This window comes from Hanstruepera neustonica, from assembly GCF_002895005.1.
In the GTDB taxonomy this organism is placed as follows: domain Bacteria; phylum Bacteroidota; class Bacteroidia; order Flavobacteriales; family Flavobacteriaceae; genus Hanstruepera; species Hanstruepera neustonica.
Map to the genome: position 1 here is coordinate 580,213 of NZ_POWF01000001.1, position 23,568 is coordinate 603,780.

Consider the following 23,568-nt stretch of genomic DNA (forward strand, 5'->3'; position numbering starts at 1 on the left):
AAGCTTAAACATTATGAAAAACTTTAAAATATTTATAACACTAGTATTATTGGGTAGCTTAAGTATAACTGCTCAAAACAAGCAAACTCAAGCAGCCGACAAACATTTTTCAAGATTTGAATTTATTCAAGCAATTGACAGCTATATGAAATTGGTTGAAGATGGTAAAGCTGATGAATATGTCTATGCTCAATTAGCCGAAGCGAACTATAATATTTTTAATACCACAGAAGCTGAAAGATGGTATGCGAAAACACTAGAAACTTCTCAAGATTCTGAAACCATTTATAAATACTCACAAATGCTTAAGGCAAACGGAAAGTATGAGGAATCAAGTAAATGGATGCAAAAGTTTGCTGATGCTAACCCTAAAGATGATAGAGCTATCGCATTCAAATCCAATCCTGATTTCGTAACAGGAATTTTAGAAGGAGAGAAAAAATACGATATTAAAGCGTTGCCTTTTAATTCAGAAGAATCTGATTTTGGTGGAACTGTCGCTAATGATATGGTGTACTTTGCATCAGCTAGAAATAAAGCTAGACGAAACTATGGTTGGAATGAAGAACCGTTTTTAGATGTTTACAGTGTGTCTTTAACTTTGGATGAGTCAGATCAAGAAGGGGAATTGGTAAATGGTGCCATTAACACCAGACACCATGAAGGCACCGTGACTTTTAGTCCAGATGGAAATACCATGTACTTTTCTCGGGAAAGTTTTTTTGAAGGTGATTATGAAAAGGATCAGACCAACAAAAATAAATTGAGTGTATTTTACCTTTACAAAGCGACAAATGATGGGGATAAGTGGAGTAATGTTGAGCCTTTGAATAGTATTAATAATCGCAATTATAATGTGAGCGCTCCTGCTATGAGTGCCGATGGGAAAACACTATATTTTCATTCTGATATGCCAGGAGGACATGGTTTATTTGATTTGTACAAGGTTTCTGTTAACAGCGATGGAACAGTTGGAGAGCCAGAAAATTTAGGAGATACTATTAATACAGAAGGGAATGACAGATTTCCATTTGAAGCAAGTAATGGAACGTTGTATTTTTCTTCAGATGGACATTTAGGTCTTGGTGGATTGGATGTTTTTTATGTGTCTGAATCTGGTAAAGTTGAAAATGCAGGAACACCAATTAATAGTAATTCTGATGATTTTGCATTTACTATAGATGAAGAAACAGGCGAAGGCTATGTCTCTTCCAACAGACCTGGAGGAAAAGGGAACGATGATATTTATGGTGTTAAAAGATTAGAACCTTGTGATGTTATGGTCATAACGACTGTTATGGATAGCGAATCGGGAGACCCATTGTCTAATGTAAGTGTTGTGATAAAAGATTCTAATGATCGTATTTTATCATCTCAAACTTCAGATGATAAAGGACAGGTTACTTATCAAGTTACTTGCGATAAGCCATTGGAAATTTCAGGCACATTACCAGATTATGAAGGAAACACCTTGAGTTTTGCTGGTAGCAAGGATGAAGAAGTCAATTTACAATTGGAATTAAAACCAATTGATAAGATAATTGTAGAAGATCGTGTGGTGTTAAATCCAATTTTGTTTGATTTTGATAAATCCAATATTACCTCACAAGGTGCTTTTGAGTTAGATAAATTGGTAGCTATCATGAACAAGTACCCAGATATGATAATTTTAGCTGAATCGCATACCGATTCTAGAGGTAGTAATAAGTATAATGAGGAACTATCTGATAGAAGAGCTAAATCTACGGTTCAATATGTAATTTCAAAAGGTATTGATGCCAGTAGAATCTCTGGTGTTGGTAAAGGCGAGAATGAACTTAAAGTTGATTGCGGTTCTAAATGTACTGAAGAGGAACACCAAATGAACAGACGTTCAGAGTTTATTATTGTAAGCGGTGGACCAAATCAAGAATAAAAAATTAAGCTTAAAATAAGACATAAAAAAAGCCTTACGATATCGTAAGGCTTTTTTATTATTTAATTTGATTACCATCTTTGTCAAAAAAGTGGTATTCTAAATATGTGTAAGCATCTCTAGGTAAAATTTTCACCCATTTTTTATGTTCAAAAAACCATTTTGAACGGATTGATGGAAAGCCTTTGGTTAAAAAGGCTGCTATAAAAGGATGTGTGTTTAAGGTCAGCTTTTTATAGTCTTTTTTAATTAATTGTTCAAGATCATGAGTTATTTTGGGCACAATTCCTATTGGTGCCTCTACCTCTGTACCATTAAGGTCATTAGGGTTTTCCTCACGCGTTTTAATGTTCATTTCTTGGCGAACACGCTGTCTTGTAATCTGTACTAAACCAAATTTACTTGGTGGTAGTATTTTGTGTTTGGCTCTATCATCCTTCATTTCATCACGAAGAAAATTATAAAGCGTTTTTCTGTTTTCAGCTCTGGTCATATCAATAAAGTCTATAACTATGATGCCTCCCATATCCCTCAAGCGCAATTGCCTGGCGATTTCAGCGGCGGCTATCATATTGACTTCTAATGCTGTGTCCTCTTGAGTTTTGGCTTTATTGGAACGGTTACCACTGTTAACATCTACGACATGAAGTGCTTCAGTGTGTTCGATAACCAAATAAGCTCCTTTTGCCATTGAAACGGTTTTGCCGAATGACGTTTTAATCTGTCTTTCAACACCAAATTTTTCAAAAATGGGCACATTAGATTGATATAACTTAACTATAGATTCTTTTTTTGGTGCAATTTCTTGCACATAATCTTTAATTTGAATGTAAAGTGCTTCGTCATCCACATGAATATTGGTGAAGGAATCATTGAATATATCTCGTAATATTGACGAGGCTTTATTCAATTCTCCTAAAACTTTGCTGGGATGATGTGCTCTGTCTAGTTTTTTACACATTGCGGTCCAACGACCTAACAAATTTTGTAAATCTCTATCCAATTCTGCAACTTTCTTGCCTTCTGCAACGGTACGAACAATAACACCAAAGCCTTGCGGTGTAATACTCCTTACAAGGCGTTTTAAGCGATCTTTTTCCTCTTTATCTTCTATCTTCTGTGAAATAGAAATTCTATCGGAAAAAGGCACTAAAACAATATATCGACCAGCTATTGAAAGCTCGGAACTAATTCTAGGTCCTTTAGTAGATATTGGCTCTTTTACTATTTGTACCAAGATAGATTGATTGGACTTTAAGACATCATTTATCTTACCGTCTTTATCAATATCTTTTTCAAATGGGAAATTCTTTAAAGAATAATCTTTTAGTCTACCTGTGCTTACACGTTTTGTGAATTTTAAAAGGGAAGGAAGTTTAGGCCCTAGATCGTGATAATGTAAAAAGGCATCTTTTTCATAGCCTACATTTACAAAAGCAGCATTTAAGCCCGGAACAGCTTTTCTTATTTTGGCTATAAACACATCACCAACAGAAAAATTGTTTCCTCCTTCATCTTTTTGTAATTCAATTAGTCTTCCATCTTTTAATAAGGCAAAATCAACGTTATCAGAATCAGATCGAATAATCAATTCTTTATCCATTTAGTTAATTTTTATCCATCACGACAAAGCGCGACAGATGGATTAATACTAATTCTTCACAGGATTTTTAATCCATAGAGTCACTCATTTCGCAAGGTAATACGAAACTGAAACTCACTATCAAAGAACGTTTTGATTTTAAAACCAAAAAAGTAGTTTGCCAACTACTTTTTCAGTTTATTTTTTCTTTTTGTGACGATTAGCGCGTCTTCTCTTTTTACGCTTATGCGTCGCTACCTTGTGTCTTTTTCTCTTTTTACCACTTGGCATAAATGTCTTCTTTTAAGGTTAATTAATAAATGTTTTTATTTAACGTCTACATTAGTTTTTACACCTTCAACAAAAACTTTTGCAGGTTTAAATGCTGGAATATTGTGAGCTGGAATCTTGATGGTAGTATTTTTTGAAATGTTTCTACCTGTTTTTTCCGCTCTAGTTTTAATGATAAAGCTTCCAAATCCTCTTAAATAAACGTTATCACCGCTCTCTAAAGAAGTTTTTACTTCATCCATAAATGTTTCAACAGTTGCCTGTACATCTCCTTTTTCAATTCCTAATTTTTCTGAAATTTTTGCTACTAAATCAGCCTTCGTCATTTTAAATATTTTTTGTGTTACTATTAATCTTTTAAAGGGTTGCAAATATAGGAATTTAATATTCAATATTTCAAACCTAATTCATTAAAATTTAAGAATATAAACGATTATTTTTGCATTTAGTATATACTCTAAATGCATATTACAAAAATTTTAACATCTTGGTATTCAGATAATAAGCGCGAATTGCCTTGGCGCAACACTAAAAACCCATATTTCATTTGGTTATCGGAAATAATCTTGCAGCAAACACAAGTTAAGCAAGGATTACCATATTATAAAGCATTTATAAAGCAGTATCCAACGGTATTTCATCTGGCTAAAGCTTCTGAAGAGGCTGTTTTAAAATTATGGCAAGGTTTAGGCTATTATTCACGAGCAAGAAATCTTCACGCTACTGCTAAGTTCATTGCCCATGAACTGAATGGTGAGTTTCCTAAAGATTATAATGGACTGATAAAATTAAAAGGCGTTGGAGATTATACGGCAAGTGCCATTGCATCAATATGCTATAACGAGGCAACAGCTGTCGTGGACGGTAATGTGTTTAGAGTACTATCTAGATTTTACGGCATCCAAACTCCTATTAATAGTACACCAGGAAAAAAAGAGTTCAAAGAACGGGCACAACAAATCATTGACAAAAAAAACCCAGCTGAATTCAATCAAGCGATTATGGAGTTTGGCGCTGTTCAATGCAAACCCAATAGCCCTGATTGTTCCATATGCCCTTTACAGTTAAAATGTTTTGCATTCCATACAGGAAAAATAAAAGACTTGCCTCAAAAAATCAAAGCAGCCAAGCCTATAAAAAGACACCTTAATTATATTGTCTATATGTCGGATTCCCATACAACTGTTCTAGAAAAAAGAGTTGGTAAGGGCATATGGCAAAATCTATATCAGTTTCCATTAATTGAATCTGACAAGGAGTTACAACCCAAAGAATTCAAGAAACAGCTTAATGTCAATCATAAAAGTATAGTATTGTTTAACGAGAACCCGATTGTGCATAAGCTCTCTCATCAACATTTGTATACCAAGTTTTGGATTGTAAAAGTGACAAGTTTATCTGAAAACGCCATTCCAATAAATAAAATCAATGACTTTGCAACCCCCATATTAATTAAAAACTTTATTGATGACTTCAATTTTTAAAGTGAAAGTTACTCCAGTCATATTTTTTTCTTAAATTTAAGATTATGAATTGCAAAAGCGTAATTTTGCACAATAAAATCATATAAAATGTCAGGAACACTAAATAAAGTTATGCTTATTGGGCATCTGGGAGATGAAGTTAAAATGCACTATTTTGAAGGAGGTGGATGCATTGGGAGGTTTCCGTTGGCTACAAACGAAACCTATACCAATAAACAAACTAATGAGCGTGTTACCAATACGGAATGGCATAACATTGTGGTCAGAAATAAAGCGGCCGAAATTTTTGAAAAGTATGTAAGTAAAGGCGATAAAGTATATATTGAGGGTAGAATAAAAACGAGAAAATGGCAGGATGAAAATGGAAATGACAGATACTCTACAGAAATTCAATGTACAGATTTCACCTTCTTAACTACCAAGAACGAAAGTGCTACTGGTTCTAATACCCAACAAGGCAATCAAGCCAATCCTGTTGGTCATAAAGCAGAGCCTATCAATCACAAACCTGAAGTTGATTTACCAGAAGACGATTTACCGTTCTAAATTGTTTAATTAAAACCCAAGCTATTGGATCCTGAACCCCCGAGTTTTTTAGCGCTTCTAATAACAATAGAATATTCTTTAATATTTGGTTTTGTACTGCTCTTTGTACTACTTATTTGTTCTGCCTTAATTTCTGGTGCCGAAGTTGCCTTGTTCTCGCTTACCCGATCAGACATTGAGGATAATCTAGATGAAAAAAACACGGCACTTTCAATTATCTCAAAGTTACTTGATAGACCAAAGAAATTATTGGCCACCATTCTTGTTGCCAATAACTTTATTAACATAGGTATTGTTATATTGTTTGCCTATTTGGGCAATTTTATTTTTGAAGGGATTGAAAATTATATTGTTAAATTCTTATTGGAAGTTGTTGTTGTAACCTTCTTGATTTTATTGTTTGGTGAAATACTTCCTAAAATATATGCCAGTAGAAATAAATTAAAGTTTGCCATCTTCATGGCTTATCCATTAAGGGTACTTGATGTTATTTTTTCACCCTTAAGCCTTCCAATGCGAAGTGTCACGATTTTTATTCACGGTAAACTGGGTAAACAAAAATCTAATTTAAGTGTTGATCAATTATCTCAAGCACTTGAATTAACGAGTGAAGACGATACCACCATGGAAGAACAGAAAATATTACAGGGTATCGTGTCATTTGGTAATACAGACACCAAACAGGTTATGAGGCCTCGAATTGATATTTTTGCATTGAACATAAACCTGAAATATTTAGAAGTTATACCAGAAATTATAGCAAATGGATATTCACGAATCCCTGTTTATGAAGATAGTATTGATACTATTAAAGGAATTCTTTACGTTAAAGACTTACTGCCTTACATAGATCGGAAACAGTTTGATTGGACAACATTAATGCGCGAACCATTTTTTGTTCCCGAAAACAAAAAATTAGATGACTTGATGGCTGAATTTCAAGAAAAGAAAGTGCATCTAGCCGTTGTTGTTGATGAATATGGTGGAACATCAGGACTCATTTCGTTGGAAGACATCATTGAAGAAATTGTAGGTGATATTAGTGATGAATTTGATGATGAAGATTTAATTTATTCCAAACTTGATGATAAGAATTATGTTTTCGAAGGGAAAACTGCTCTAAAGGATTTTTATAAAATTGTCAAATTGGAAGAGGGTGCTATATTTGAAGAAAATAAGGGTGAAGCCGAAACATTGGCTGGGTTTGTTCTAGAGATTTCAAAAAGTTTTCCAAAACAAGGCAGTAAAATAATTTTTGAAGATTTCGTTTTTACAGTAGAGGCTTTAGACAATAAACGTATAACAAGATTAAAAATCACATTACCATAATTTAAATGAAGCAACTGGCGTTTGTAACTTTAATTTTTTTAATATGTTTTTCTTGCGGTAACGATACCATGCCAAAACCGAATGCTTATTTGCGTTTAGACTATCCTGAAGCAGATTACAAAATTTTTGACCCTGGCTTTCCATTTACTTTTGAAAAAAATGAGTTGGCAACTGAAATTAGAGCACGTATTCTAACAGCTGATTCTGCTAGTTTAGGAATTGATATTATTTATCCATCATTAAAAGGGACTATTTATTTAACCTACAAAAAAGTAAATAGCAGTGAAGATAAGCTTAAAAGTCTATTGCGTGATGCCCAAAGTTTTACACAAGAACATACTCAAAAGGCTGATGAAATAACTGAGCAGATATACCAAAATAATGAACACAAAGTATATGGAATGTTCTATGAAGTAGGTGGTAATGCCGCATCGCAGTCTCAATTTTATGTAACAGATAGCATCAATCATTTCTTAACAGGATCTTTGTATTTCTACGCAAAACCTAATTATGATTCTATTTTACCAGCTGCCAATTACTTGCAGAAGGATATTCAAAAAATCATGGAAACTGTGAGATGGAAATAAAAAAGGCTTTCATAATTGAAAGCCTTTTTTATCTCATGTTGATGCTCTATTTAAGCTTTTGCTTTATCAGCACAACAGGCCATTTTGCAATCTTTGGCACAGGCTGTTTTTTCTGCTTCAGTTTTATTGGCACAGCAAGCTTTCTGGCAATCCTTATCACAAGCTTTCTTATCGCCATCAAAACTTTCAACGGTTTTCATATCCTTTACAGAATACATGTCACCAGATTTTTTAACAACTTCCTCTAAAGTTTCCGTAGTCACTTTAGCCTCGTCATACTCAACCATGGCTAATTTTTTTTCAAAATCTACTTTGGCAGATTTCACACCTTCCAACTTTGCCATTTTCTTTTCAATAGTTTTGGCGCATCCCATGGCACAAGTCATACCTTCAATTGTAAATTCTGCTTTTGCGTAGGTAGCATTTGGGTCTAATTCTGCAACAGCATCATTAGTTGTTTCAATAGCTTCATTTTCTACCGTCACCACTTCAGGAGTTGCATCATTTTTACAACCAGTAAAAATTGCAGCAATAGACAATATAGCTATAACATTTTTTAATCTTTTCATTTGAATTACGTATTAAGTTCTGAACAAATTTAATAAATATTGTTTTTTATTGCATTAAAATTCAAAACTTTGTGATTTTTTATCGATGAAGCAAATAAACGTCAAGTGGCTGTATTTAATTGTGCTTTCCCTCATCTGGGGCACATCCTTTATTCTTATTAAAAAATCCTTGTTAGGGTTAAGTCCCTTTCAATTGGGTGCATTGCGTACAATTATTACAGGCATGTTTTTATTGGTTGCTGGTTTTTCAACATTAAAGACTATCGATAAAAGTCAATGGAAATGGGTTGCCCTTTCAGGGTTTTTAGGCTCGTTTTTTCCAGCTTTTTTATTTGCTATAGCTGAAACTGAAATTGACAGTGCTGTCGCTTCCATATTAAACTCGCTTGTACCTTTGAATACCATTTTATTAGGCTTTGCAGTTTTTAAAATAACCTCAACCAAGCGACAAGTTTTGGGCGTTATCATTGGGTTTATTGGAACTACCATCTTGATATTAAAGGGTGCTGAATTAAACCCGGAACAAAATTATTTATTTGCTGGTTTTGTAATTGTATCGACTATCATGTATGCCGCCAACGTAAATATAATTAAACGCTACTTACAAAATGTGAAGCCTTTGGCCATTGCTGCTGGAAATTATGCCATTATTGGAATTCCAGCTATAGTTGTATTATTTTTCAGTGGGTTTTTTAAACAGGTAGTTTTGCAAAGTCCTATGTTAAAACAATCTATTTTATACGTCACTATTTTATCCTTCTTCGGTACGGCTCTAGCAAAAGTGTTGTTCAATAAATTAGTGCAAATTTCATCACCAGTATTTGCATCGTCTGTAACGTATGTCATGCCTATTGTTGCACTTACTTGGGGAGTATTGGATGGTGAAGGATTCAGCTTTTTGCAAGGTTTGGCAACTATCATTATTTTAATAGGAGTTTATTTATCACATAGACCCAAAAAATAAAAGCTTGAAGTTTCCTCCAAGCTTTTATTAATTTATAAATACATTTTAATTAGTCAAAATCAGCATCTTCTACACCTTCATTGACTTTTATTTCTTTCACAATAAAATCGAACTTACGTGGACCTGCAGTCTGTGAAATTTTGAACGGGAATCTGATACCCGCGACTTCCTTGTAATCAGAATAGAAAATGGAAGTTGAACCCATTTCAGAGCTTCGATCTTCTTTAACTTTCAAGCCAGTATCTACACTGTAGTAAGCTGTTAATTCATCCGATACTTTCACTTTGTAAGCCTTTTCACCATCTACATCTTCAATTTTATCCAATGTCACACCTTGGCTTAAATAATTTACTTCAGGGAAAGGAGAGGATTGTCTTTGTGCTTTAGTAATTTCATCTTCAGTCATTTCAGAACGTTGTCCTTGCTGAACTTTATAACCAGCATTACCGTCTAAAACTTGTTTTTGAACTGAAGTTCCCATGGCGGTAATCTCTTGCATTAATTGGTTTTTAGATGTTTTTTTCATTTCTAAATTCATCATCATGCCAGGTTGTAATTCTGCTTCGGCCATAATAAGTACCGAGTTTACGTTATCCAGTTTTTCACGACCACCAATGGCATCAATGTAGGCTTGTAACACCTTGTTAGGAGTAATATCCGATGGCATCTCTATGTCATAGTTCGGTTTTTCAGTAGCATTGGCGTATTTGTCAAAATACTTGATTGGAATTTTTGTCTTTTCAAGATTTTCAAGAACGTCACTACCATTGCCAATAATAACGATTCTGGCATTATCTGGCTTCATGTACTTTTTAGCGACACGCGTAACATCTTCAATAGTTACATCGTTAATTTTCTGAAGATAGGTTGTATAAAAATCCTCTGGCAAATCGTTTAATTTAATATTTAAAGCATAATTAGCGATGGTTTGTGGTCGCTCTAATGCCATAACAAAGTTACCAGTGTATTTAGCTTTTACATCACGTAATGTTTCTGCTGAAACAGGTTCGGCATTGATGCGTTTGATTTCTTTTAATGCTTCAACTACAGCACTATCTGTAACTGCGTTTCTAACTTTTGCTGTTGCATTGAAACGAGAGATTCCATAACGGTTAGCACTTAAGCTTGAATAGGCGCCATAGGTGTAGCCATGTTCTTCACGAAGGTTTCTAAACAGATAGCCTTCACCGCCACCACCTAGTATTTCATTGGCAATTAAAGCGGCATGATAATCCTCATCCTTCATTTTTAAATCCACATTATTGGTGATTGAAATGTTGGATTGCGTAGCTCCTGGAACATCAACAAAGTTGATTTGAGTGTAAGGAACATTTGGATTTGGAGGTGTAATAGGTGCATCAATAGAAACATCGCGAGTCCAATTGCTAAAATATTTCTTTACTTGCTTTTCAACAGTTTTGAAATCGACATCGCCCACAACGACTAAATAAGAGTTTGATGGATTCATATACGTCGAGCGATAGGATTTGATATCACTGAACTTAATATTGTTTATCGTCTCTTCAGTTGTGAATTCGCCATACGCATTTTGAGTTCCATAAGACAATGCACTACCCACACGACCTGCAATGGCATCTGGGTTTTTTTCATTGTTCTTTAAACTTTCAATTAACTTGACTTTTTCTTTTTCAAATTCTTCTTCTGTCAATAATGGATTAATGACAGCATCTGCCATTAATTCTAAAATACGTTCGGAGTATTTGGATAAACAACTGGCAAAACCACCACTAAATCCTAAATTAAAATTTGCTCCTAAATAATCTATTTCTTCATTAAATGCATCTTTTGGGATACTAGTGGTTCCATTACCGAGCATAGACCCTAGAACACTGGTAACACCTGCAATATTTCCTTCAACAATAGGTTTGTTGTCAATTCGTAATGAATAAGATACTCTTGGTAATTTGTGATTTTCAACAACCAAAACTTTCAAGCCATTTTTAAGCTCAAATTCACCAGGTTCTTCTAATGTAATTTTTGGCGCTGGCCCAGCTTTTGGTTGTTTAGAACGGTCTATCTGTGCATTCATTCCCATTGCTACAAAAAACAATGCAACAAATGCTACTAACTTTATATTGGTATTGTATGTTTTCATTTTATTGGTCATCATTTTTTGGTAAATATTCTATTTCCACACGTTGATTGGTGTTTAAGTATTTTTGTGCCACGGCCTGAATTTCTTCTCTGGTAATGGATCTGTAAATGTCAATTTCAGTGTTTATTAGGTTGACATCACCATAAAGCAGATAATATGTTGCTAATGAACTTGCAATTCCTGCAATACTTGAGTTAGAGTTTACAAACTGGTTCTCAAATTGATTAAGCAGTTTTGTGTGATCGCGCTCCGAAATTAGTTCGGTTTGCATTTTAACAATCTCCTCATCCATTTCTTCCAATAATGTCGCTAATGGCACATCGCCAAGTGGAATGGCAAAAAGTGCAAAAATATTATAATCAACTTGTCCCAAATTTACTGCTTGAACGGTCAAGGCTTGTTTTTGTTCGTCAACCATTTTTTTATAAAGTACCGAACTTTTTCCACCACTTAAATAAGTTGAGATCATATCCAATATTCGAGCATCACGAGTTGCAAAACCTGGCGTTCTATAGGCAGCAATTATTGCAGGAGCTTGAATATTCTTATCATATGCTTTGGTTTTGATTGTTTCAGTAATAGGCTCTTCTTTAGGGAAGGTTCTATTTACTTCTGGGCCTCTTTTCACTTCGCTAAAGTAATCTCTAACCAGTTTTTTTGTATTATCAATGTCAATATCTCCTGCAACAACTAAAACCGCATTATTAGGGACATAGTACGTTTTAAAGAAAGCCATAAATTCTTCTAGTGTTGCCGCATCTAAATGCTCCATTTCACCTATGTTGGTGTCTTTGTAAGGATGTACTTTGAACAAATTCTCTCCCAAGACCTTAAGAATTTGCCCGTAAGGTCTATTGTCATAGCTTTGACGTTTTTCTTCTTTTACTACCTCATTTTGAGTGTCCACACCAACTTGATCTATCACAGGATGTAACATACGTTCTGATTCTAGCCACAAGCCTAATTCCATTTTGTTTGATGGAAATATCTCATAATAATAAGTTCTGTCTTGAGAGGTGTTCGCATTAAAAGTACCGCCATTTGCAGGAATAATTTTCATGAATTCTCCACGACCAATATTCTCGGAACCTTCAAAAAGTAAATGTTCAAAGAAGTGAGCAAATCCTGTACGGTTACGGTCACCATCTTTGCCGCCTACATTATACATAACTGATGTTGCCACTACAGGCGCAGTGTTATCCTGATGGAGAATGACATGCAGGCCATTTTCAAGATCAAATTCTTCAAATTTAACCTCTTGTGCGTTTGCGGTTACTATTGCTAGTAAAAACGCAGTAAGAGTTAATAAGTGTTTTTTCATTGTGAGTGTAATTTATCTGGTTAACGAATGTCCTGTAAGTATAATTTTACATTAAAAAGTTACAGGACATCAAAAATAATAAATGATTAGCGTTTTAAATGTTAATTCAAGAAAATTCATTTGAAATTATTTTTTCTAACAAATTTTCACGAAATTTAAATGAAACCAAAACAAACAATTATGAAAAAAGTAGCACTTCCTGTACGTTTTGGATTAATTATGGGTGGTATTCTTATCGCTTATTTTTTAATCTTGGCTATGTTTCACAAACATACTAACCCTGTCTTTAGTTTTTTGAACGCGTTTATCACCGTTTTTGGAGTTTATGAAACGGTTCGTTATTATAAATTGGAGCAAGGTGAGGAATTTACATATGCCAACGGAATTACTGCTGCAATAATTTCAGGGTTTATTGCTACAACAGTATTTTCTATTTTTTTCTTGTTTTACATAACCGAAATTGATCCGGATTTTGTTTCCAGTTTGTTAAAAACCATTGATTTTAATTCAAGTGTGAGTGTTGGCATAATGACCTTTACGGTTGCGGTCATGGGCTTGGCAACCACGGTTATTTCTGCGTTAACTGTGATGCAATATTTCAAAAAAAGCTGGAATATTTCTTAATTTCAAGAAAACGTTTGTAGTTTAATTATTTAGGAGTATATTTGCACTCATTTTTTGAATAAATAAATAATTAATAAAAACGTTACGCTATGTACGCAATTGTAGAGATAGCAGGGCATCAATTTAAAGTTGAGAAAGACCAAAAAGTTTTTGTTAACCGTTTAGCTACAGAAGAAGGTAAGAAAGTTTCTTTCGACAACGTTCTTTTAATTGGCGATGGTGACAATGTAACTGTAGGCGCCCCAGCTATAGGCGGAGCTCAAGTAGGAGCAAAAGTCTTAAAGCACCTAAAGGGTGATAAAGTGATAGTTTTCAAAAAGAAAAGACGTAAGGGTTACCGTGTAAAAAACGGTCACAGACAAGCCTTAACTGAAATTCAAATTGAAAGCATTGTAGCTTCGGGAGCCAAAAAGGCTGCCAAAGCAGAAAGCGAAGGAGCTAAGCCAGCTGCTAAAGCTGAAAAAGCTGCTCCAGTAAAAGAAGCTCCAAAAGCTGAAGCAAAACCAGCTAAAAAAGAAGAAACAACTCAAGATTTAAGCAGTTTAACAGTTGCTGAATTAAGAGAGATGGCTAAAGCAAAAGAAATTACAGGATATTCTTCAATGAAGAAAGCCGAGTTAATTGAAGCTTTAAGTTAATTTAAAATATAAAATCGAAATAAAATGGCACATAAAAAAGGAGTCGGAAGTTCGAAAAACGGTAGAGAATCAGAATCGAAACGATTAGGCGTTAAGATTTTTGGTGGTCAAGCTGCCGTTGCAGGTAACATCATTGTAAGACAAAGAGGTACTGCGCACAATCCAGGTGAAAATGTTTACGCTGGTAAAGATCATACATTACATGCTAAAGTAGATGGCATTGTAAAATTTGAAAAGAAAAAAGATAATAAGTCTTATGTTTCTGTAGTGCCTTTTGAGGCTTAAGAAATATTTTCTTGATAATATTAAAACCCTTTCTGCTTACAGAAAGGGTTTTTTATTGCCAGTTGTTTCTGCCGGTTTCTATATAAATTAAAACATCCTTAATACAGGTGTCTAAATCGGTTAGGATTTCTTTGCTCCAAAATCTGAATATTGTAAAGCCTAATGTCTCCAGTTGACGGTTCACTTCCCTGTCACGTTGCATATTGCGTTCAATCTTTGGCAACCAAAATTTGCGATTACTTTTTATGGATAGTTTACGTTCTTGCCAATTGTAACCATGCCAAAACTCACCATCAATAAATATGGCGAGTTTGTATTTCTTTATGGAAATGTCAGGTTTGCCAGGAAGTTGTTTGCTGTCCACACGATACCTCACGCCCTTTGCCCAAAGCGCTTTACGAAACAAGAGTTCAGGTTTGGTGTTTTTGCCACGAATCTTGCTCATGATTTTTGAGCGTTTTTTTGTGGTGTAAAAACCAGCAGATTCCTCAAAACGAGGGACTTTTATTTTGGGTTCTTGGTATTCCATTTAAATAAAAACGTCAGTTCGAGTGAAATTCTTGTAAAGAATTTTGTATCGAGAGCAGTTAATATAATCAATTTAACTTCTCGATACAATTTCAATAAATTGAAATTACTCGAAGTGACGTAGTAATAAACAAAAACCCTCACATTTCTGTAAGGGTTTTGTTATTGTTTATAGGATTCCTGCCTTCGCAGGAATGACAATTAGTATCTGTAGTATTCTGGCTTGTAAGGGCCTTCAACTTTTACCCCAATATATTCTGCTTGGTCTTGTTTCAATTCGGTTAACTCAACACCAATTTTTTCAAGGTGTAATTTTGCTACTTTTTCATCCAAATGCTTTGGTAACATGTAAACTTTGTTTTCGTAAGCATCTTTGTTATTCCAAAGTTCTATTTGAGCCAAGGTTTGGTTTGTAAACGAGTTACTCATTACAAAACTTGGGTGTCCTGTTGCGCAACCTAAATTGACTAAACGACCTTGAGCCAAGATAATAACGTCTTTTCCATTTACGTTATACTTGTCAACTTGTGGCTTAATCTCGTCTTTAGTATGACCGTGGTTTTTGTTTAACCAGGCCATGTCAATTTCATTATCAAAGTGTCCAATATTACAAACTATGGTTTTGTCTTTCATGGCTTCAAAATGCTCACCACGAACAATATCTTTATTTCCGGTAGTTGTGATAACCACATCAGCATTGCCAACGACAGTTTCCAACTTCTTCACCTCAAAACCATCCATAGCAGCTTGTAATGCACAAATTGGGTCAATTTCAGTAACGGTTACAATACTTCCAGCACCTTTAAATGAAGCGGCTGTACCTTTACCAACATCACCATAACCACAAACAACCACGCGTTTTCCGGCAAGCATCACATCAGTTGCACGACGAATAGCATCAACAGCACTTTCTCGGCATCCGTATTTGTTATCAAATTTAGATTTCGTAACAGAATCGTTTACGTTTATCGCAGGCATAGGCAAGGTGCCTTTTTCCATACGCTCATATAAACGGTGAACACCAGTAGTCGTTTCTTCAGACAAACCATTAATTCCAGAAACTAATTCTGGGTATTTATCCAAGACCATGTTGGTTAAATCGCCACCATCATCCAAAATCATGTTTAGGGGTTTTCTATCCTCACCAAAGAAAAGTGTTTGCTCAATACACCAATCAAATTCTTCTTCGGTCATATTTTTCCAAGCGTAAACGGCTGTTCCAGCATCAGCAATAGCAGCGGCAGCTTGATCTTGAGTCGAAAATATGTTACAAGAACTCCAAGTAACTTCTGCACCAAGAGCTTGCAATGTTTCGATTAACACAGCTGTTTGAATAGTCATGTGTAAGCATCCTGCTATACGTGCACCTTTGAGAGGTTGTGAGTCTTTGTACTCTTCTCTTAAGCTCATTAATCCTGGCATTTCAGCTTCAGCCAATTCAATCTCTTTACGTCCCCATGCCGCTAACGACATATCTTTTACCTTATACGGTACGTAGGCAACAGTTTTTGTGTTCATATTGTTATATTTGTCTTTGTATTTATTTGCGACTGCAAAGATAACTAATAACTTTCAGAATATTAAATGCCTCTATATAAAACCCTTACTCCCAATCCGCAAACTACTGTTAAAATCTGGAAGATTACAGAATCTTATGATGATTTACTAAAACCCGTTACCCTAAAACCAGAAAATATGGAACGTGTTTTAGGCATGAAAAGTGAGTTGCATCAACGTGGTTTTTTGAGTGTGCGCCATTTATTGGCAGAATTTGGTTATCAGGATTCGGATTTGTTTTACGATGAAAATGGCAAACCTCATTTAAAGGATGGTAAACACATTTCCATAACGCATTCGTTTACCTTTTCGGGCGTTGTAGTCAGTGACTGCGAAGTTGGTATTGATATTGAAAAGCAACGAGAAAAAATTGGAAGGATTGCACATAAATTCATGGATTACGAATCGCAGTATCTAGACTCGAATGATAAAGAATATGTTAGAAAATTAACGGTTATCTGGTGCGTGAAAGAGTCGCTTTACAAACTGTTTGCCACTCCCGGTTTGAGCTTTTTACAGCACACTATGGTCATTCCGTTTATGATTCACGATGAGGAAACCGTTGCCTGGATTGATTATGATAATAAAAAATATCGTTATAATACCACGTTTCTAGAATTTGAAGGATTCTCTTGTGCCATTGCCTTGCCATCATAAATGAAACATATTTATAATAACATATTACAGTCTGTTTCCGTTGGGAAAAAGTTATTGGCAGTTCTTATTGATCCTGATAAATTTCACTTAAGTAATACTGAAATCTTTATCAAAAAGGTCAATGAATCGATAGCTACCCATATTTTTGTCGGAGGTAGTGAAGTTGATGATAAAGCCACTGAAGTTCTAGTAAACGCTTTAAAAAAATATACGCATTTACCTATTGTATTATTTCCAGGGGATGTCACACAAATTACCGATAAGGCTGATGCATTGTTGTTTCTATCCTTGATTTCAGGAAGAAATCCAGAGTATTTAATTGGCAAGCATATACAGTCTGTTTCCAAATTAGAAGTAACCAATCTCGAAATCATTCCAACAGGTTACATATTAATTGAAAACGGAAAGGAAACTGCTGTTCAACGTGTAACTGACACCAAACCATTGCCAAGAGAGCATGTTGACTATATTGCAGATACGGCGAAAGCTGGTGAATTATTGGGAATGAAACTTATTTATTTGGAGGCTGGAAGTGGTGCTATACATCCTGTAACGACCGAAATCATTACCCTAGTAAAAGGCAAATTGCGAGTTCCATTAATTGTTGGTGGCGGTATTAGAACGAAGCTACAAATTGAAAATGCTTACAAAGCGGGAGCAGATTTAGTCGTCATAGGAACGGCATTTGAAGAAGACGAATCATTTTTTGACAGCTTAAAAAAGAAAACATGAAAATTTCAGTAGAATTAACATTGACACCATTACATGACGATTATGAACCAGCCATTATTCATTTTATAAAAAAATTGCGATCCTCAAATTTAAAAGTATTGGAGAATCCGTTGAGCACTCAAGTTTATGGCGATTATGATGAAGTTATGCAAACATTAACAACGGAAATAAAAGAGGCTTTTGAACTGATTGACCGTGGCTTACTGTATATGAAAATTGTCAAATCTGACCGACATAACTATGAACCCCATTTTTGATTTTTTTTTCGGACAGTATCAAGGATATGATACAATAGATATTGTTCTGGAAATTATTGCGGTTGTTTTTGGGTTTTTGTCGGTTTGGTATTCCAAACAAAACAAAATTTGGGTATTCCCTACTGGTATGATCAGCACACTTATTTTTGTGTATTTGCTCTTTAAGTGGGAATTGTTGGGCGATATGATGATTAATGGGTATTACTTTATCATGAGTATTTACGGCTGGTATGTTTGGACACGAAAAGTTGATGATACACATGTAACGCCCGTTTCTACAACCACCAAAAAAGAAAAAATTGGGAGTATTGGCATCTTTTTAGCAACATTATTATTTGTTTTCTTTGTCTATCAAACCTTTGACAAATGGAACGGTTTGGAAGCCTATATTGACACATTAACAACGGCTATTTTCTTTGTAGGGATGTGGCTTATGGCCCGACGTAAAATTGAAAACTGGATATTCTGGATAATTGGTGATATCATTTCAGTACCTTTATATTTCTATAAAGGATTCACCTTTACAAGCCTTCAGTATTTAGGTTTTACAATTATTGCCATATTTGGATATTTAGCATGGAAGAAGCACTTAAACAACGAGATAGCGACTGCATAAAAATAGTCTTGTTTGGTCCAGAATCTACGGGTAAAACGGTTCTAGCCAAAGCATTGGCAGGGCATTATCAAACACTTTGGGTGCCAGAATATTCCAGAATTTTGGCAGAAAAAAAGAAAATGAGTAATGAGTTTCTAACGGAAGATGATGTCATGACCATTGCAAAAGGACAAATGGATTTAGAAAATGAGTTAACGCAACAAGTAAAAAATCTATTGATTTGCGATACCGATTTATTGGAGACAAAGGTTTACAGCGAGTCTTATTATAACGGCTATTGTCCAAAGTCACTGAACAAATATGCTGTTCAAAATTCATATAATCTGTATTTTTTGACTAATATTGATGTGCCTTGGGAAACTGATGGTATTCGAGATAAGCCAAATGACAGACAAGAAATGTTTGAAGTGTTTCAGAGAACTTTAATAGACCACAAAAAACCATATGTTTTGCTCTCGGGAACTTTTCAAGATCGTTTAAAAACAGCTATCGAGCATATTGATAAATTATTGAAATAATGACATATGAGTTTTTCTGATAAAGACAAAAAACAAATTGAAAATAAAGGACTGACAATTAATCAAGTCTACAATCAAATTGAAATATTTAAAACGGGATTACCCTTTTCAAATTTGGTTTCCGCTGCTACAATTGATCATGGAATTTTAAGATTGAACGATCATGAGATCAATCATTACATTGAATTATTTGAGCAAGAAAAAGACCATAAATCCATTCTAAAGTTTGTTCCAGCTTCTGGTGCAGCAACTCGGATGTTTAAGTTTCTATTTACTTTTTTGGAATCATACAGTGTCGAAACCGAGAGTATCAATGCTTATATCAATCATAACGACAACAAGGATTTGTATATCTTTTTTGTAGGATTGGAAAAATTCCCGTTTTATTATGAAGTTAAGGATAAACTGAATAGTTTATATCCCAATTATGACGAATTAAGTGTCAGCCAACAATCGCAGTTGTTTGTAAAGGCCATGTTGGATCCTACTATGTTGGATTATGGTAATTATCCTAAAGGGTTGTTGCCATTTCATGAGTATAAAAACCGGATTATTTCAACGGCATTTGAAGAGCATTTGTTTGAATCGGCTTTATATTCATCCACTAATGCAAAAACGAAATTGCATTTTACAATTTCCGAACAGCATAAAGATAAGTTTACTGAAGAATTTTCTCGAATTGAAAAAAAGGTTGAAACCAAAACCAATTCATTGTTTGATATTTCATTTTCTTATCAAAAAGAATCTACTGATACCATTGCTGTAACTCCAAAGGATAAGCCTTTTAGAAATGATGATGGAAGCTTGTTATTCAGGCCGTCTGGTCATGGTGCACTTATTGAAAATTTAAACGATTTAGATGCCGATATCATTTTTGTTAAAAACATTGACAACGTGGTGGTTTATAAGTACAAGGATGATGTGGCAAAATACAAAAAGTTACTCGCTGGAAAATTAATTGAAATACAAAATCAGACTTTTAAGTATTTAGAAAAACTGGATGAGGGAAATTTAAGTTTTGATGAAATTGTTGAAATAGCCGAGTTTTTAACAAACAAGATGAGTGTTAGGATTTCACCTGAATTTGAAAAGTATGCTGAAAAGTATCAAATTGAATATTTAAAGGAAAAGCTAAACCGACCCATTCGTGTTTGTGGCATGGTCAAAAATGAAGGAGAACCTGGTGGAGGTCCTTTTTGGGTTAAAGATGAAAGTGCTAATATATCATTGCAAATTGTAGAAGCTGCCCAAATAAATAAAAAAAATAAACATCAAAAGGACATTCTTAATAACGCCACCCACTTTAATCCAGTTGATTTAGTCTGTGGTGTTAGAAACTATAAAGGTCAAAAGTTTGATATTACCAAATATGTCGATCACAAAGCCGCTTTTATCACCAAAAAAACAACTATGGGTAAGGATTTAAAAGCTTTGGAGTTACCAGGATTATGGAATGGGAGCATGGCAAATTGGAACACCATTTTTGTTGAAGTACCCTTAATCACGTTTAATCCTGTGAAGACGGTTAACGATTTACTTAAAGCACCGCATCAAATAAAGTAACATGTTTGATGAATCCCTGCTTTTATCTGAATTGGAATTCAAAGCTGTTCGAAGTTCTGGGGCTGGTGGTCAGCATGTCAATAAAGTATCGTCAAAAGTGGTTTTGAGTTTTGATTTAATAAATTCCCAGGTTTTTAAAGATGAACAAAAGGAACGGCTATTAACTAATTTGAAAAACCGATTGACCAGCAATGGCATTTTGATTTTGCAAAGTGATGAAAGCCGAAGCCAGCATAAAAACAAAGAGACGGTCATTAAAAGATTCGTAGAAATCATCAATGGTGGACTAAAAGTTGCTAAAAAACGAAAAAAAACGGCAGTTCCTAAAGCTGTGAAATTAAAACGTTTATCCAAAAAGCGACAACAATCAGACAAAAAAGCCAACAGAAAACCACCGGAGCTTCCATAAAATATGAAGTTAATTTTATGGATAATCATTAATTGTTAGCTACCTTTGTGGCGTTCTCAAAAAAGGGGTGCCAAATTACGGCTGAGATCATACCCAATGAACCTAGAACAGGTAATGCTGTTTAGGGACTGTGAATATTAAAACTGTATCCGGAACTGTTTAGATATTCCATTTAAAATCAATTATTAAACAAGAATAATGACCTCTTTTTATTCGGCAAAAATTATTTTATCGAATGAAAAATTTATTCACATTTTTAGCACTAATTGTAGTGTCTACAAGTGCGTTTTCACAGGAAGAACCAGTTGTTCAACCTAAAGACTCCACTGAACTGGAAGTGTTAAATGAAGTTATGGTAAGCGCTGTGCGTGTCAAAGCAACATCTCCCATTACTCATTCCAACCTCACAAAAGAAGAGATTGCCGAACGTAATTTAGGGCAGGATATACCCATTCTGTTAAATTATTTACCTTCGGTGGTCACAACTTCTGATGCAGGCGCAGGTGTTGGTTATACAGGTATTCGCGTACGTGGTATCAATGCACAATCAACAAATGTCACCATCAACGGAATTCCTTATAATGATGCTGAATCATTAGGAACTTTTTGGGTAAATTTAGGGGATTTTGCTTCATCAGTTGAAAGCTTACAGTTACAACGAGGCGTTGGAACATCATCAAATGGATCTGGAGCTTTTGGTGCCAGTATCAATGTATTGACTGATGCGATTTCTGAAAATTCCTATGCCGAATTTGCTAATTCCTTTGGTAGTTTTAATACCAGAAAGCATACTCTAAAATTTAGTACGGGTTTGCTTAAAGACCATTTTGAAGTAGCTGGAAGACTATCGGCAATTAAATCAGATGGTTATATCGATCGTGCTGAATCCGATTTAAAATCTTATTTCCTTCAAGGCTCTTATGTTGATGATAACCGTGTTATAAAGGCCATCACCTTTGCTGGTAAGGAAAGAACGTATCAATCATGGAATGGCCTGGAAGATTTAGAAAAGTTGGAAAACGATAGAACCTATAATACAGCTGGCGAGTATACTGATGCAAGCGGTAATATTCAGTTCTATGAAAATGAAGTAGATAATTACCAGCAAGACCATTATCAATTACACTGGAATGAGCGCTATAACAATTATTGGTCTACAAACTTGGCACTGAACTATACCTATGGGCGAGGCTATTTTGAGCAATTTAGGGAAGATGAAAGTTTGGCTAGTTATGGTTTAGAAGATGTTGTAGTTGGAAATGAAACAGTTTCTGAAACCGATTTGGTACGCAGACGTTGGTTGGATAATGACTTTTATGTTATTAACGCCAATGCAAACTTTCAAAAGGATCAGATAGATGCCATTTTTGGAGGATCCTATAGCTTTTATGATGGTGACCACTTTGGTGAGATTATATGGGCACAATTTGCCAGTAATAGTATGAATACCGATAGATACTACAATGGTAACGGCAAGAAAACGGATATTAATTTTTTTGGAAAGGGCAATTATAGACTCAATGATAAAATAAGCCTTTTTGCCGATTTGCAATTACGATTGGTAGATTACAAAACTACCGGACTCACCTCGGATAGAATACCGTTATTGGTTGATGAAAATTATACATTTTTTAATCCAAAAGCGGGTATCACTTATACGATAAACGCTAGTAGTAGCTTGTACTTTTCTTATGCTAGAGCGAACAGAGAACCTAATAGGGATGACTTCGAAAACAATGCGACTGTAAAACCGGAACAGTTAAATGATTTTGAATTGGGTTGGCGTCTAAAAAAGGATAAGTTCAGATTGAATGCCAATACTTACTTTATGTTATACAACGAGCAGTTAGTGTTAACTGGAAATATCGATAATGTGGGTAATCCTATCCGAACTAATAGTGGCGAAAGTTATAGATTGGGACTCGAATTGGATGCCGCTATTCAACTGGGAAACAAATTTGCCATTCAGCCTAATCTGACGATTAGCACTAATAAAAATAAGGAAATGATCACATCAATTGATGGTGAATTGGTGAATTTGGGCAAAACAGATATTTCTTTTTCACCTAATCTGATAGTCGGAAATGCTGTGGTTTTTCAACCGATTTCAAATTTACAAATGAGTTTGTTAAGTAAGTATGTTGGTGAGCAATACATGAGTAATACGGAAGCTGAAGCCTCGATATTAGACAGTTATTTTGTAAACGATTTTAGTATCAACTACGAGTTGTCATTTCAACAAAATGAAGGAAAGAAACCGTTTTTGGATGCTATTGTGTTTTCAGGATTGGTGAATAATATCTTTAACGAGAAATATGAATCCAATGGCTATTATTATACCTATGATGACACGTGGTCTAATCCGCCAGAAGTAACCACCATCGAAGGCGCTGGTTTTTACCCACAGGCAACAACCAATTTCTTGTTGGGAATGACTTTGAAGTTTTAAACAACAAAAAAGCGACCTCACTTGGTCGCTT

At 34.8% G+C, this 23,568-nt stretch carries 24 protein-coding genes; 17 read left to right on the forward strand and 7 right to left on the reverse strand.

All coding sequences use genetic code 11. The features are described 5' to 3' along the window. The first annotated feature begins 13 nt into the window (after positions 1-13). Positions 14-1,915, forward strand: a complete 1,902-nt coding sequence (locus C1T31_RS02530; protein WP_103050881.1) for an OmpA family protein — start codon at positions 14-16, stop codon at positions 1,913-1,915. Between the two features lie 58 nt (positions 1,916-1,973). Here C1T31_RS02530 and C1T31_RS02535 read toward each other — a convergent pair whose 3' ends face one another. Continuing rightward, positions 1,974-3,518, reverse strand: coding sequence for an Rne/Rng family ribonuclease (locus C1T31_RS02535; protein WP_103050882.1), 1,545 nt, complete (start codon positions 3,516-3,518; stop codon positions 1,974-1,976). Between the two features lie 305 nt (positions 3,519-3,823). Continuing rightward, positions 3,824-4,114, reverse strand: a complete 291-nt coding sequence (locus tag C1T31_RS02540; protein ID WP_044626974.1) for an HU family DNA-binding protein — start codon at positions 4,112-4,114, stop codon at positions 3,824-3,826. Between the two features lie 135 nt (positions 4,115-4,249). Here C1T31_RS02540 and mutY point away from each other — a divergent pair, with 135 nt between their 5' ends. From mutY to gldD, 4 genes are all read left to right on the forward strand, one after another. Then, positions 4,250-5,272 (forward strand): A/G-specific adenine glycosylase, encoded by a 1,023-nt coding sequence (mutY, locus tag C1T31_RS02545; protein ID WP_103050883.1) that lies wholly within the window; start codon positions 4,250-4,252, stop codon positions 5,270-5,272. A gap of 87 nt (positions 5,273-5,359) precedes the next feature. After that, positions 5,360-5,818, forward strand: a complete 459-nt coding sequence (locus C1T31_RS02550; protein ID WP_103050884.1) for a single-stranded DNA-binding protein — start codon at positions 5,360-5,362, stop codon at positions 5,816-5,818. 24 nt (positions 5,819-5,842) lie between these two features. Further along, positions 5,843-7,147 (forward strand): gliding motility-associated protein GldE, encoded by a 1,305-nt coding sequence (locus C1T31_RS02555; RefSeq protein WP_103050885.1) that lies wholly within the window; start codon positions 5,843-5,845, stop codon positions 7,145-7,147. Positions 7,148-7,152: 5 nt separating this feature from the next. Continuing rightward, a complete protein-coding gene (gldD, locus tag C1T31_RS02560) occupies positions 7,153-7,734 on the forward strand; it encodes a gliding motility lipoprotein GldD (RefSeq protein ID WP_103050886.1) in 582 nt (193 codons plus the stop codon). A 50-nt stretch (positions 7,735-7,784) separates the two neighbouring features. On the opposite strand, the gene C1T31_RS02565 is transcribed toward gldD, so the two are convergent. Then, positions 7,785-8,303, reverse strand: coding sequence for a heavy-metal-associated domain-containing protein (locus tag C1T31_RS02565; RefSeq protein WP_103050887.1), 519 nt, complete (start codon positions 8,301-8,303; stop codon positions 7,785-7,787). A gap of 85 nt (positions 8,304-8,388) precedes the next feature. Between C1T31_RS02565 and C1T31_RS02570 the strand changes: the two genes are divergently transcribed. Further along, positions 8,389-9,267, forward strand: a complete 879-nt coding sequence (locus C1T31_RS02570) for a DMT family transporter (RefSeq protein ID WP_103050888.1) — start codon at positions 8,389-8,391, stop codon at positions 9,265-9,267. 49 nt (positions 9,268-9,316) lie between these two features. On the opposite strand, the gene C1T31_RS02575 is transcribed toward C1T31_RS02570, so the two are convergent. Together C1T31_RS02575 and C1T31_RS02580 are read right to left on the reverse strand one after the other, a co-directional pair. Next, positions 9,317-11,398, reverse strand: a complete 2,082-nt coding sequence (locus C1T31_RS02575; protein WP_243398880.1) for a M16 family metallopeptidase — start codon at positions 11,396-11,398, stop codon at positions 9,317-9,319. Beyond that, a complete protein-coding gene (locus C1T31_RS02580) occupies positions 11,385-12,704 on the reverse strand; it encodes a M16 family metallopeptidase (RefSeq protein ID WP_103050889.1) in 1,320 nt (439 codons plus the stop codon). Before C1T31_RS02580 ends, C1T31_RS02575 begins: the two co-directional genes overlap by 14 nt. 180 nt (positions 12,705-12,884) lie before the next feature. Here C1T31_RS02580 and C1T31_RS02585 point away from each other — a divergent pair, with 180 nt between their 5' ends. From C1T31_RS02585 to rpmA, 3 genes are all read left to right on the forward strand, one after another. Beyond that, positions 12,885-13,328, forward strand: coding sequence for a DUF4199 domain-containing protein (locus tag C1T31_RS02585; protein WP_103051300.1), 444 nt, complete (start codon positions 12,885-12,887; stop codon positions 13,326-13,328). A gap of 89 nt (positions 13,329-13,417) precedes the next feature. Then, positions 13,418-13,966, forward strand: coding sequence for a 50S ribosomal protein L21 (rplU, locus tag C1T31_RS02590; RefSeq protein ID WP_103050890.1), 549 nt, complete (start codon positions 13,418-13,420; stop codon positions 13,964-13,966). A gap of 24 nt (positions 13,967-13,990) precedes the next feature. Beyond that, on the forward strand, positions 13,991-14,251 hold the full coding sequence (rpmA, locus tag C1T31_RS02595; RefSeq protein WP_103050891.1) for a 50S ribosomal protein L27: 261 nt from the start codon (positions 13,991-13,993) through the stop codon (positions 14,249-14,251). Between the two features lie 52 nt (positions 14,252-14,303). Here the strand turns inward: rpmA and C1T31_RS02600 are convergent, their stop codons facing one another. Further along, on the reverse strand, positions 14,304-14,780 hold the full coding sequence (locus C1T31_RS02600) for a very short patch repair endonuclease (protein WP_103050892.1): 477 nt from the start codon (positions 14,778-14,780) through the stop codon (positions 14,304-14,306). Positions 14,781-14,980: 200 nt separating this feature from the next. Then, the gene (ahcY, locus tag C1T31_RS02605) at positions 14,981-16,297 is read right to left on the reverse strand and encodes an adenosylhomocysteinase (RefSeq protein WP_103050893.1); all 1,317 of its coding nucleotides are present in this window, start codon (positions 16,295-16,297) and stop codon (positions 14,981-14,983) included. Positions 16,298-16,363: 66 nt separating this feature from the next. Between ahcY and C1T31_RS02610 the strand changes: the two genes are divergently transcribed. The 8 genes from C1T31_RS02610 to C1T31_RS02645 all read left to right on the forward strand — a co-directional run bounded on the left by C1T31_RS02610 (position 16,364) and on the right by C1T31_RS02645 (position 23,537). Continuing rightward, positions 16,364-16,993 carry a 4'-phosphopantetheinyl transferase family protein gene (locus C1T31_RS02610; RefSeq protein ID WP_103050894.1) on the forward strand — a complete coding sequence of 210 codons (630 nt, stop codon included), beginning with the start codon at positions 16,364-16,366 and terminating at the stop codon, positions 16,991-16,993. Next, on the forward strand, positions 16,994-17,725 hold the full coding sequence (locus C1T31_RS02615; RefSeq protein WP_103050895.1) for a geranylgeranylglyceryl/heptaprenylglyceryl phosphate synthase: 732 nt from the start codon (positions 16,994-16,996) through the stop codon (positions 17,723-17,725). Next, entirely contained in the window at positions 17,722-17,982 is a 261-nt protein-coding gene (locus C1T31_RS02620; protein WP_103050896.1) for a thiamine-binding protein, read from the forward strand. The genes C1T31_RS02615 and C1T31_RS02620 overlap by 4 nt, the downstream gene beginning before the upstream one ends. Further along, positions 17,966-18,598, forward strand: a complete 633-nt coding sequence (gene pnuC / locus C1T31_RS02625) for a nicotinamide riboside transporter PnuC (protein WP_103050897.1) — start codon at positions 17,966-17,968, stop codon at positions 18,596-18,598. The genes C1T31_RS02620 and pnuC overlap by 17 nt, the downstream gene beginning before the upstream one ends. Next, positions 18,559-19,116 (forward strand): AAA family ATPase, encoded by a 558-nt coding sequence (locus C1T31_RS02630; RefSeq protein WP_103050898.1) that lies wholly within the window; start codon positions 18,559-18,561, stop codon positions 19,114-19,116. Before pnuC ends, C1T31_RS02630 begins: the two co-directional genes overlap by 40 nt. A gap of 6 nt (positions 19,117-19,122) precedes the next feature. Then, on the forward strand, positions 19,123-20,679 hold the full coding sequence (locus tag C1T31_RS02635) for a DUF4301 family protein (protein WP_103050899.1): 1,557 nt from the start codon (positions 19,123-19,125) through the stop codon (positions 20,677-20,679). Position 20,680: 1 nt separating this feature from the next. Further along, a complete protein-coding gene (gene arfB, locus C1T31_RS02640; protein WP_103050900.1) occupies positions 20,681-21,088 on the forward strand; it encodes an alternative ribosome rescue aminoacyl-tRNA hydrolase ArfB in 408 nt (135 codons plus the stop codon). A 235-nt stretch (positions 21,089-21,323) separates the two neighbouring features. After that, positions 21,324-23,537, forward strand: a complete 2,214-nt coding sequence (locus C1T31_RS02645) for a TonB-dependent receptor (RefSeq protein ID WP_103050901.1) — start codon at positions 21,324-21,326, stop codon at positions 23,535-23,537. Positions 23,538-23,568: the final 31 nt, after the last annotated feature.

Bases quoted from the DNA above. Each gene is read 5' to 3' on its own strand.
- C1T31_RS02530 (WP_103050881.1), top strand. From the start codon at position 14: ATGAAAAACTTTAAAATATTTATAACACTAGTATTATTGGGTAGCTTA.
- mutY (WP_103050883.1), top strand. From the start codon at position 4,250: ATGCATATTACAAAAATTTTAACATCTTGGTATTCAGATAATAAGCGC.
- C1T31_RS02620 (WP_103050896.1), top strand. From the start codon at position 17,722: ATGAAAATTTCAGTAGAATTAACATTGACACCATTACATGACGATTAT.
- arfB (WP_103050900.1), top strand. From the start codon at position 20,681: ATGTTTGATGAATCCCTGCTTTTATCTGAATTGGAATTCAAAGCTGTT.
- gldD (WP_103050886.1), top strand. From the start codon at position 7,153: ATGAAGCAACTGGCGTTTGTAACTTTAATTTTTTTAATATGTTTTTCT.
- ahcY (WP_103050893.1), bottom strand. From the start codon at position 16,297: ATGAACACAAAAACTGTTGCCTACGTACCGTATAAGGTAAAAGATATG.
- pnuC (WP_103050897.1), top strand. From the start codon at position 17,966: ATGAACCCCATTTTTGATTTTTTTTTCGGACAGTATCAAGGATATGAT.
- C1T31_RS02610 (WP_103050894.1), top strand. From the start codon at position 16,364: ATGCCTCTATATAAAACCCTTACTCCCAATCCGCAAACTACTGTTAAA.
- C1T31_RS02580 (WP_103050889.1), bottom strand. From the start codon at position 12,704: ATGAAAAAACACTTATTAACTCTTACTGCGTTTTTACTAGCAATAGTA.
- C1T31_RS02635 (WP_103050899.1), top strand. From the start codon at position 19,123: ATGAGTTTTTCTGATAAAGACAAAAAACAAATTGAAAATAAAGGACTG.
- C1T31_RS02565 (WP_103050887.1), bottom strand. From the start codon at position 8,303: ATGAAAAGATTAAAAAATGTTATAGCTATATTGTCTATTGCTGCAATT.
- C1T31_RS02540 (WP_044626974.1), bottom strand. From the start codon at position 4,114: ATGACGAAGGCTGATTTAGTAGCAAAAATTTCAGAAAAATTAGGAATT.
- C1T31_RS02630 (WP_103050898.1), top strand. From the start codon at position 18,559: ATGGAAGAAGCACTTAAACAACGAGATAGCGACTGCATAAAAATAGTC.
- C1T31_RS02645 (WP_103050901.1), top strand. From the start codon at position 21,324: ATGAAAAATTTATTCACATTTTTAGCACTAATTGTAGTGTCTACAAGT.
- C1T31_RS02575 (WP_243398880.1), bottom strand. From the start codon at position 11,398: ATGATGACCAATAAAATGAAAACATACAATACCAATATAAAGTTAGTA.
- C1T31_RS02615 (WP_103050895.1), top strand. From the start codon at position 16,994: ATGAAACATATTTATAATAACATATTACAGTCTGTTTCCGTTGGGAAA.
- C1T31_RS02550 (WP_103050884.1), top strand. From the start codon at position 5,360: ATGTCAGGAACACTAAATAAAGTTATGCTTATTGGGCATCTGGGAGAT.
- C1T31_RS02600 (WP_103050892.1), bottom strand. From the start codon at position 14,780: ATGGAATACCAAGAACCCAAAATAAAAGTCCCTCGTTTTGAGGAATCT.
- C1T31_RS02570 (WP_103050888.1), top strand. From the start codon at position 8,389: ATGAAGCAAATAAACGTCAAGTGGCTGTATTTAATTGTGCTTTCCCTC.
- rplU (WP_103050890.1), top strand. From the start codon at position 13,418: ATGTACGCAATTGTAGAGATAGCAGGGCATCAATTTAAAGTTGAGAAA.
- C1T31_RS02535 (WP_103050882.1), bottom strand. From the start codon at position 3,518: ATGGATAAAGAATTGATTATTCGATCTGATTCTGATAACGTTGATTTT.
- C1T31_RS02585 (WP_103051300.1), top strand. From the start codon at position 12,885: ATGAAAAAAGTAGCACTTCCTGTACGTTTTGGATTAATTATGGGTGGT.
- rpmA (WP_103050891.1), top strand. From the start codon at position 13,991: ATGGCACATAAAAAAGGAGTCGGAAGTTCGAAAAACGGTAGAGAATCA.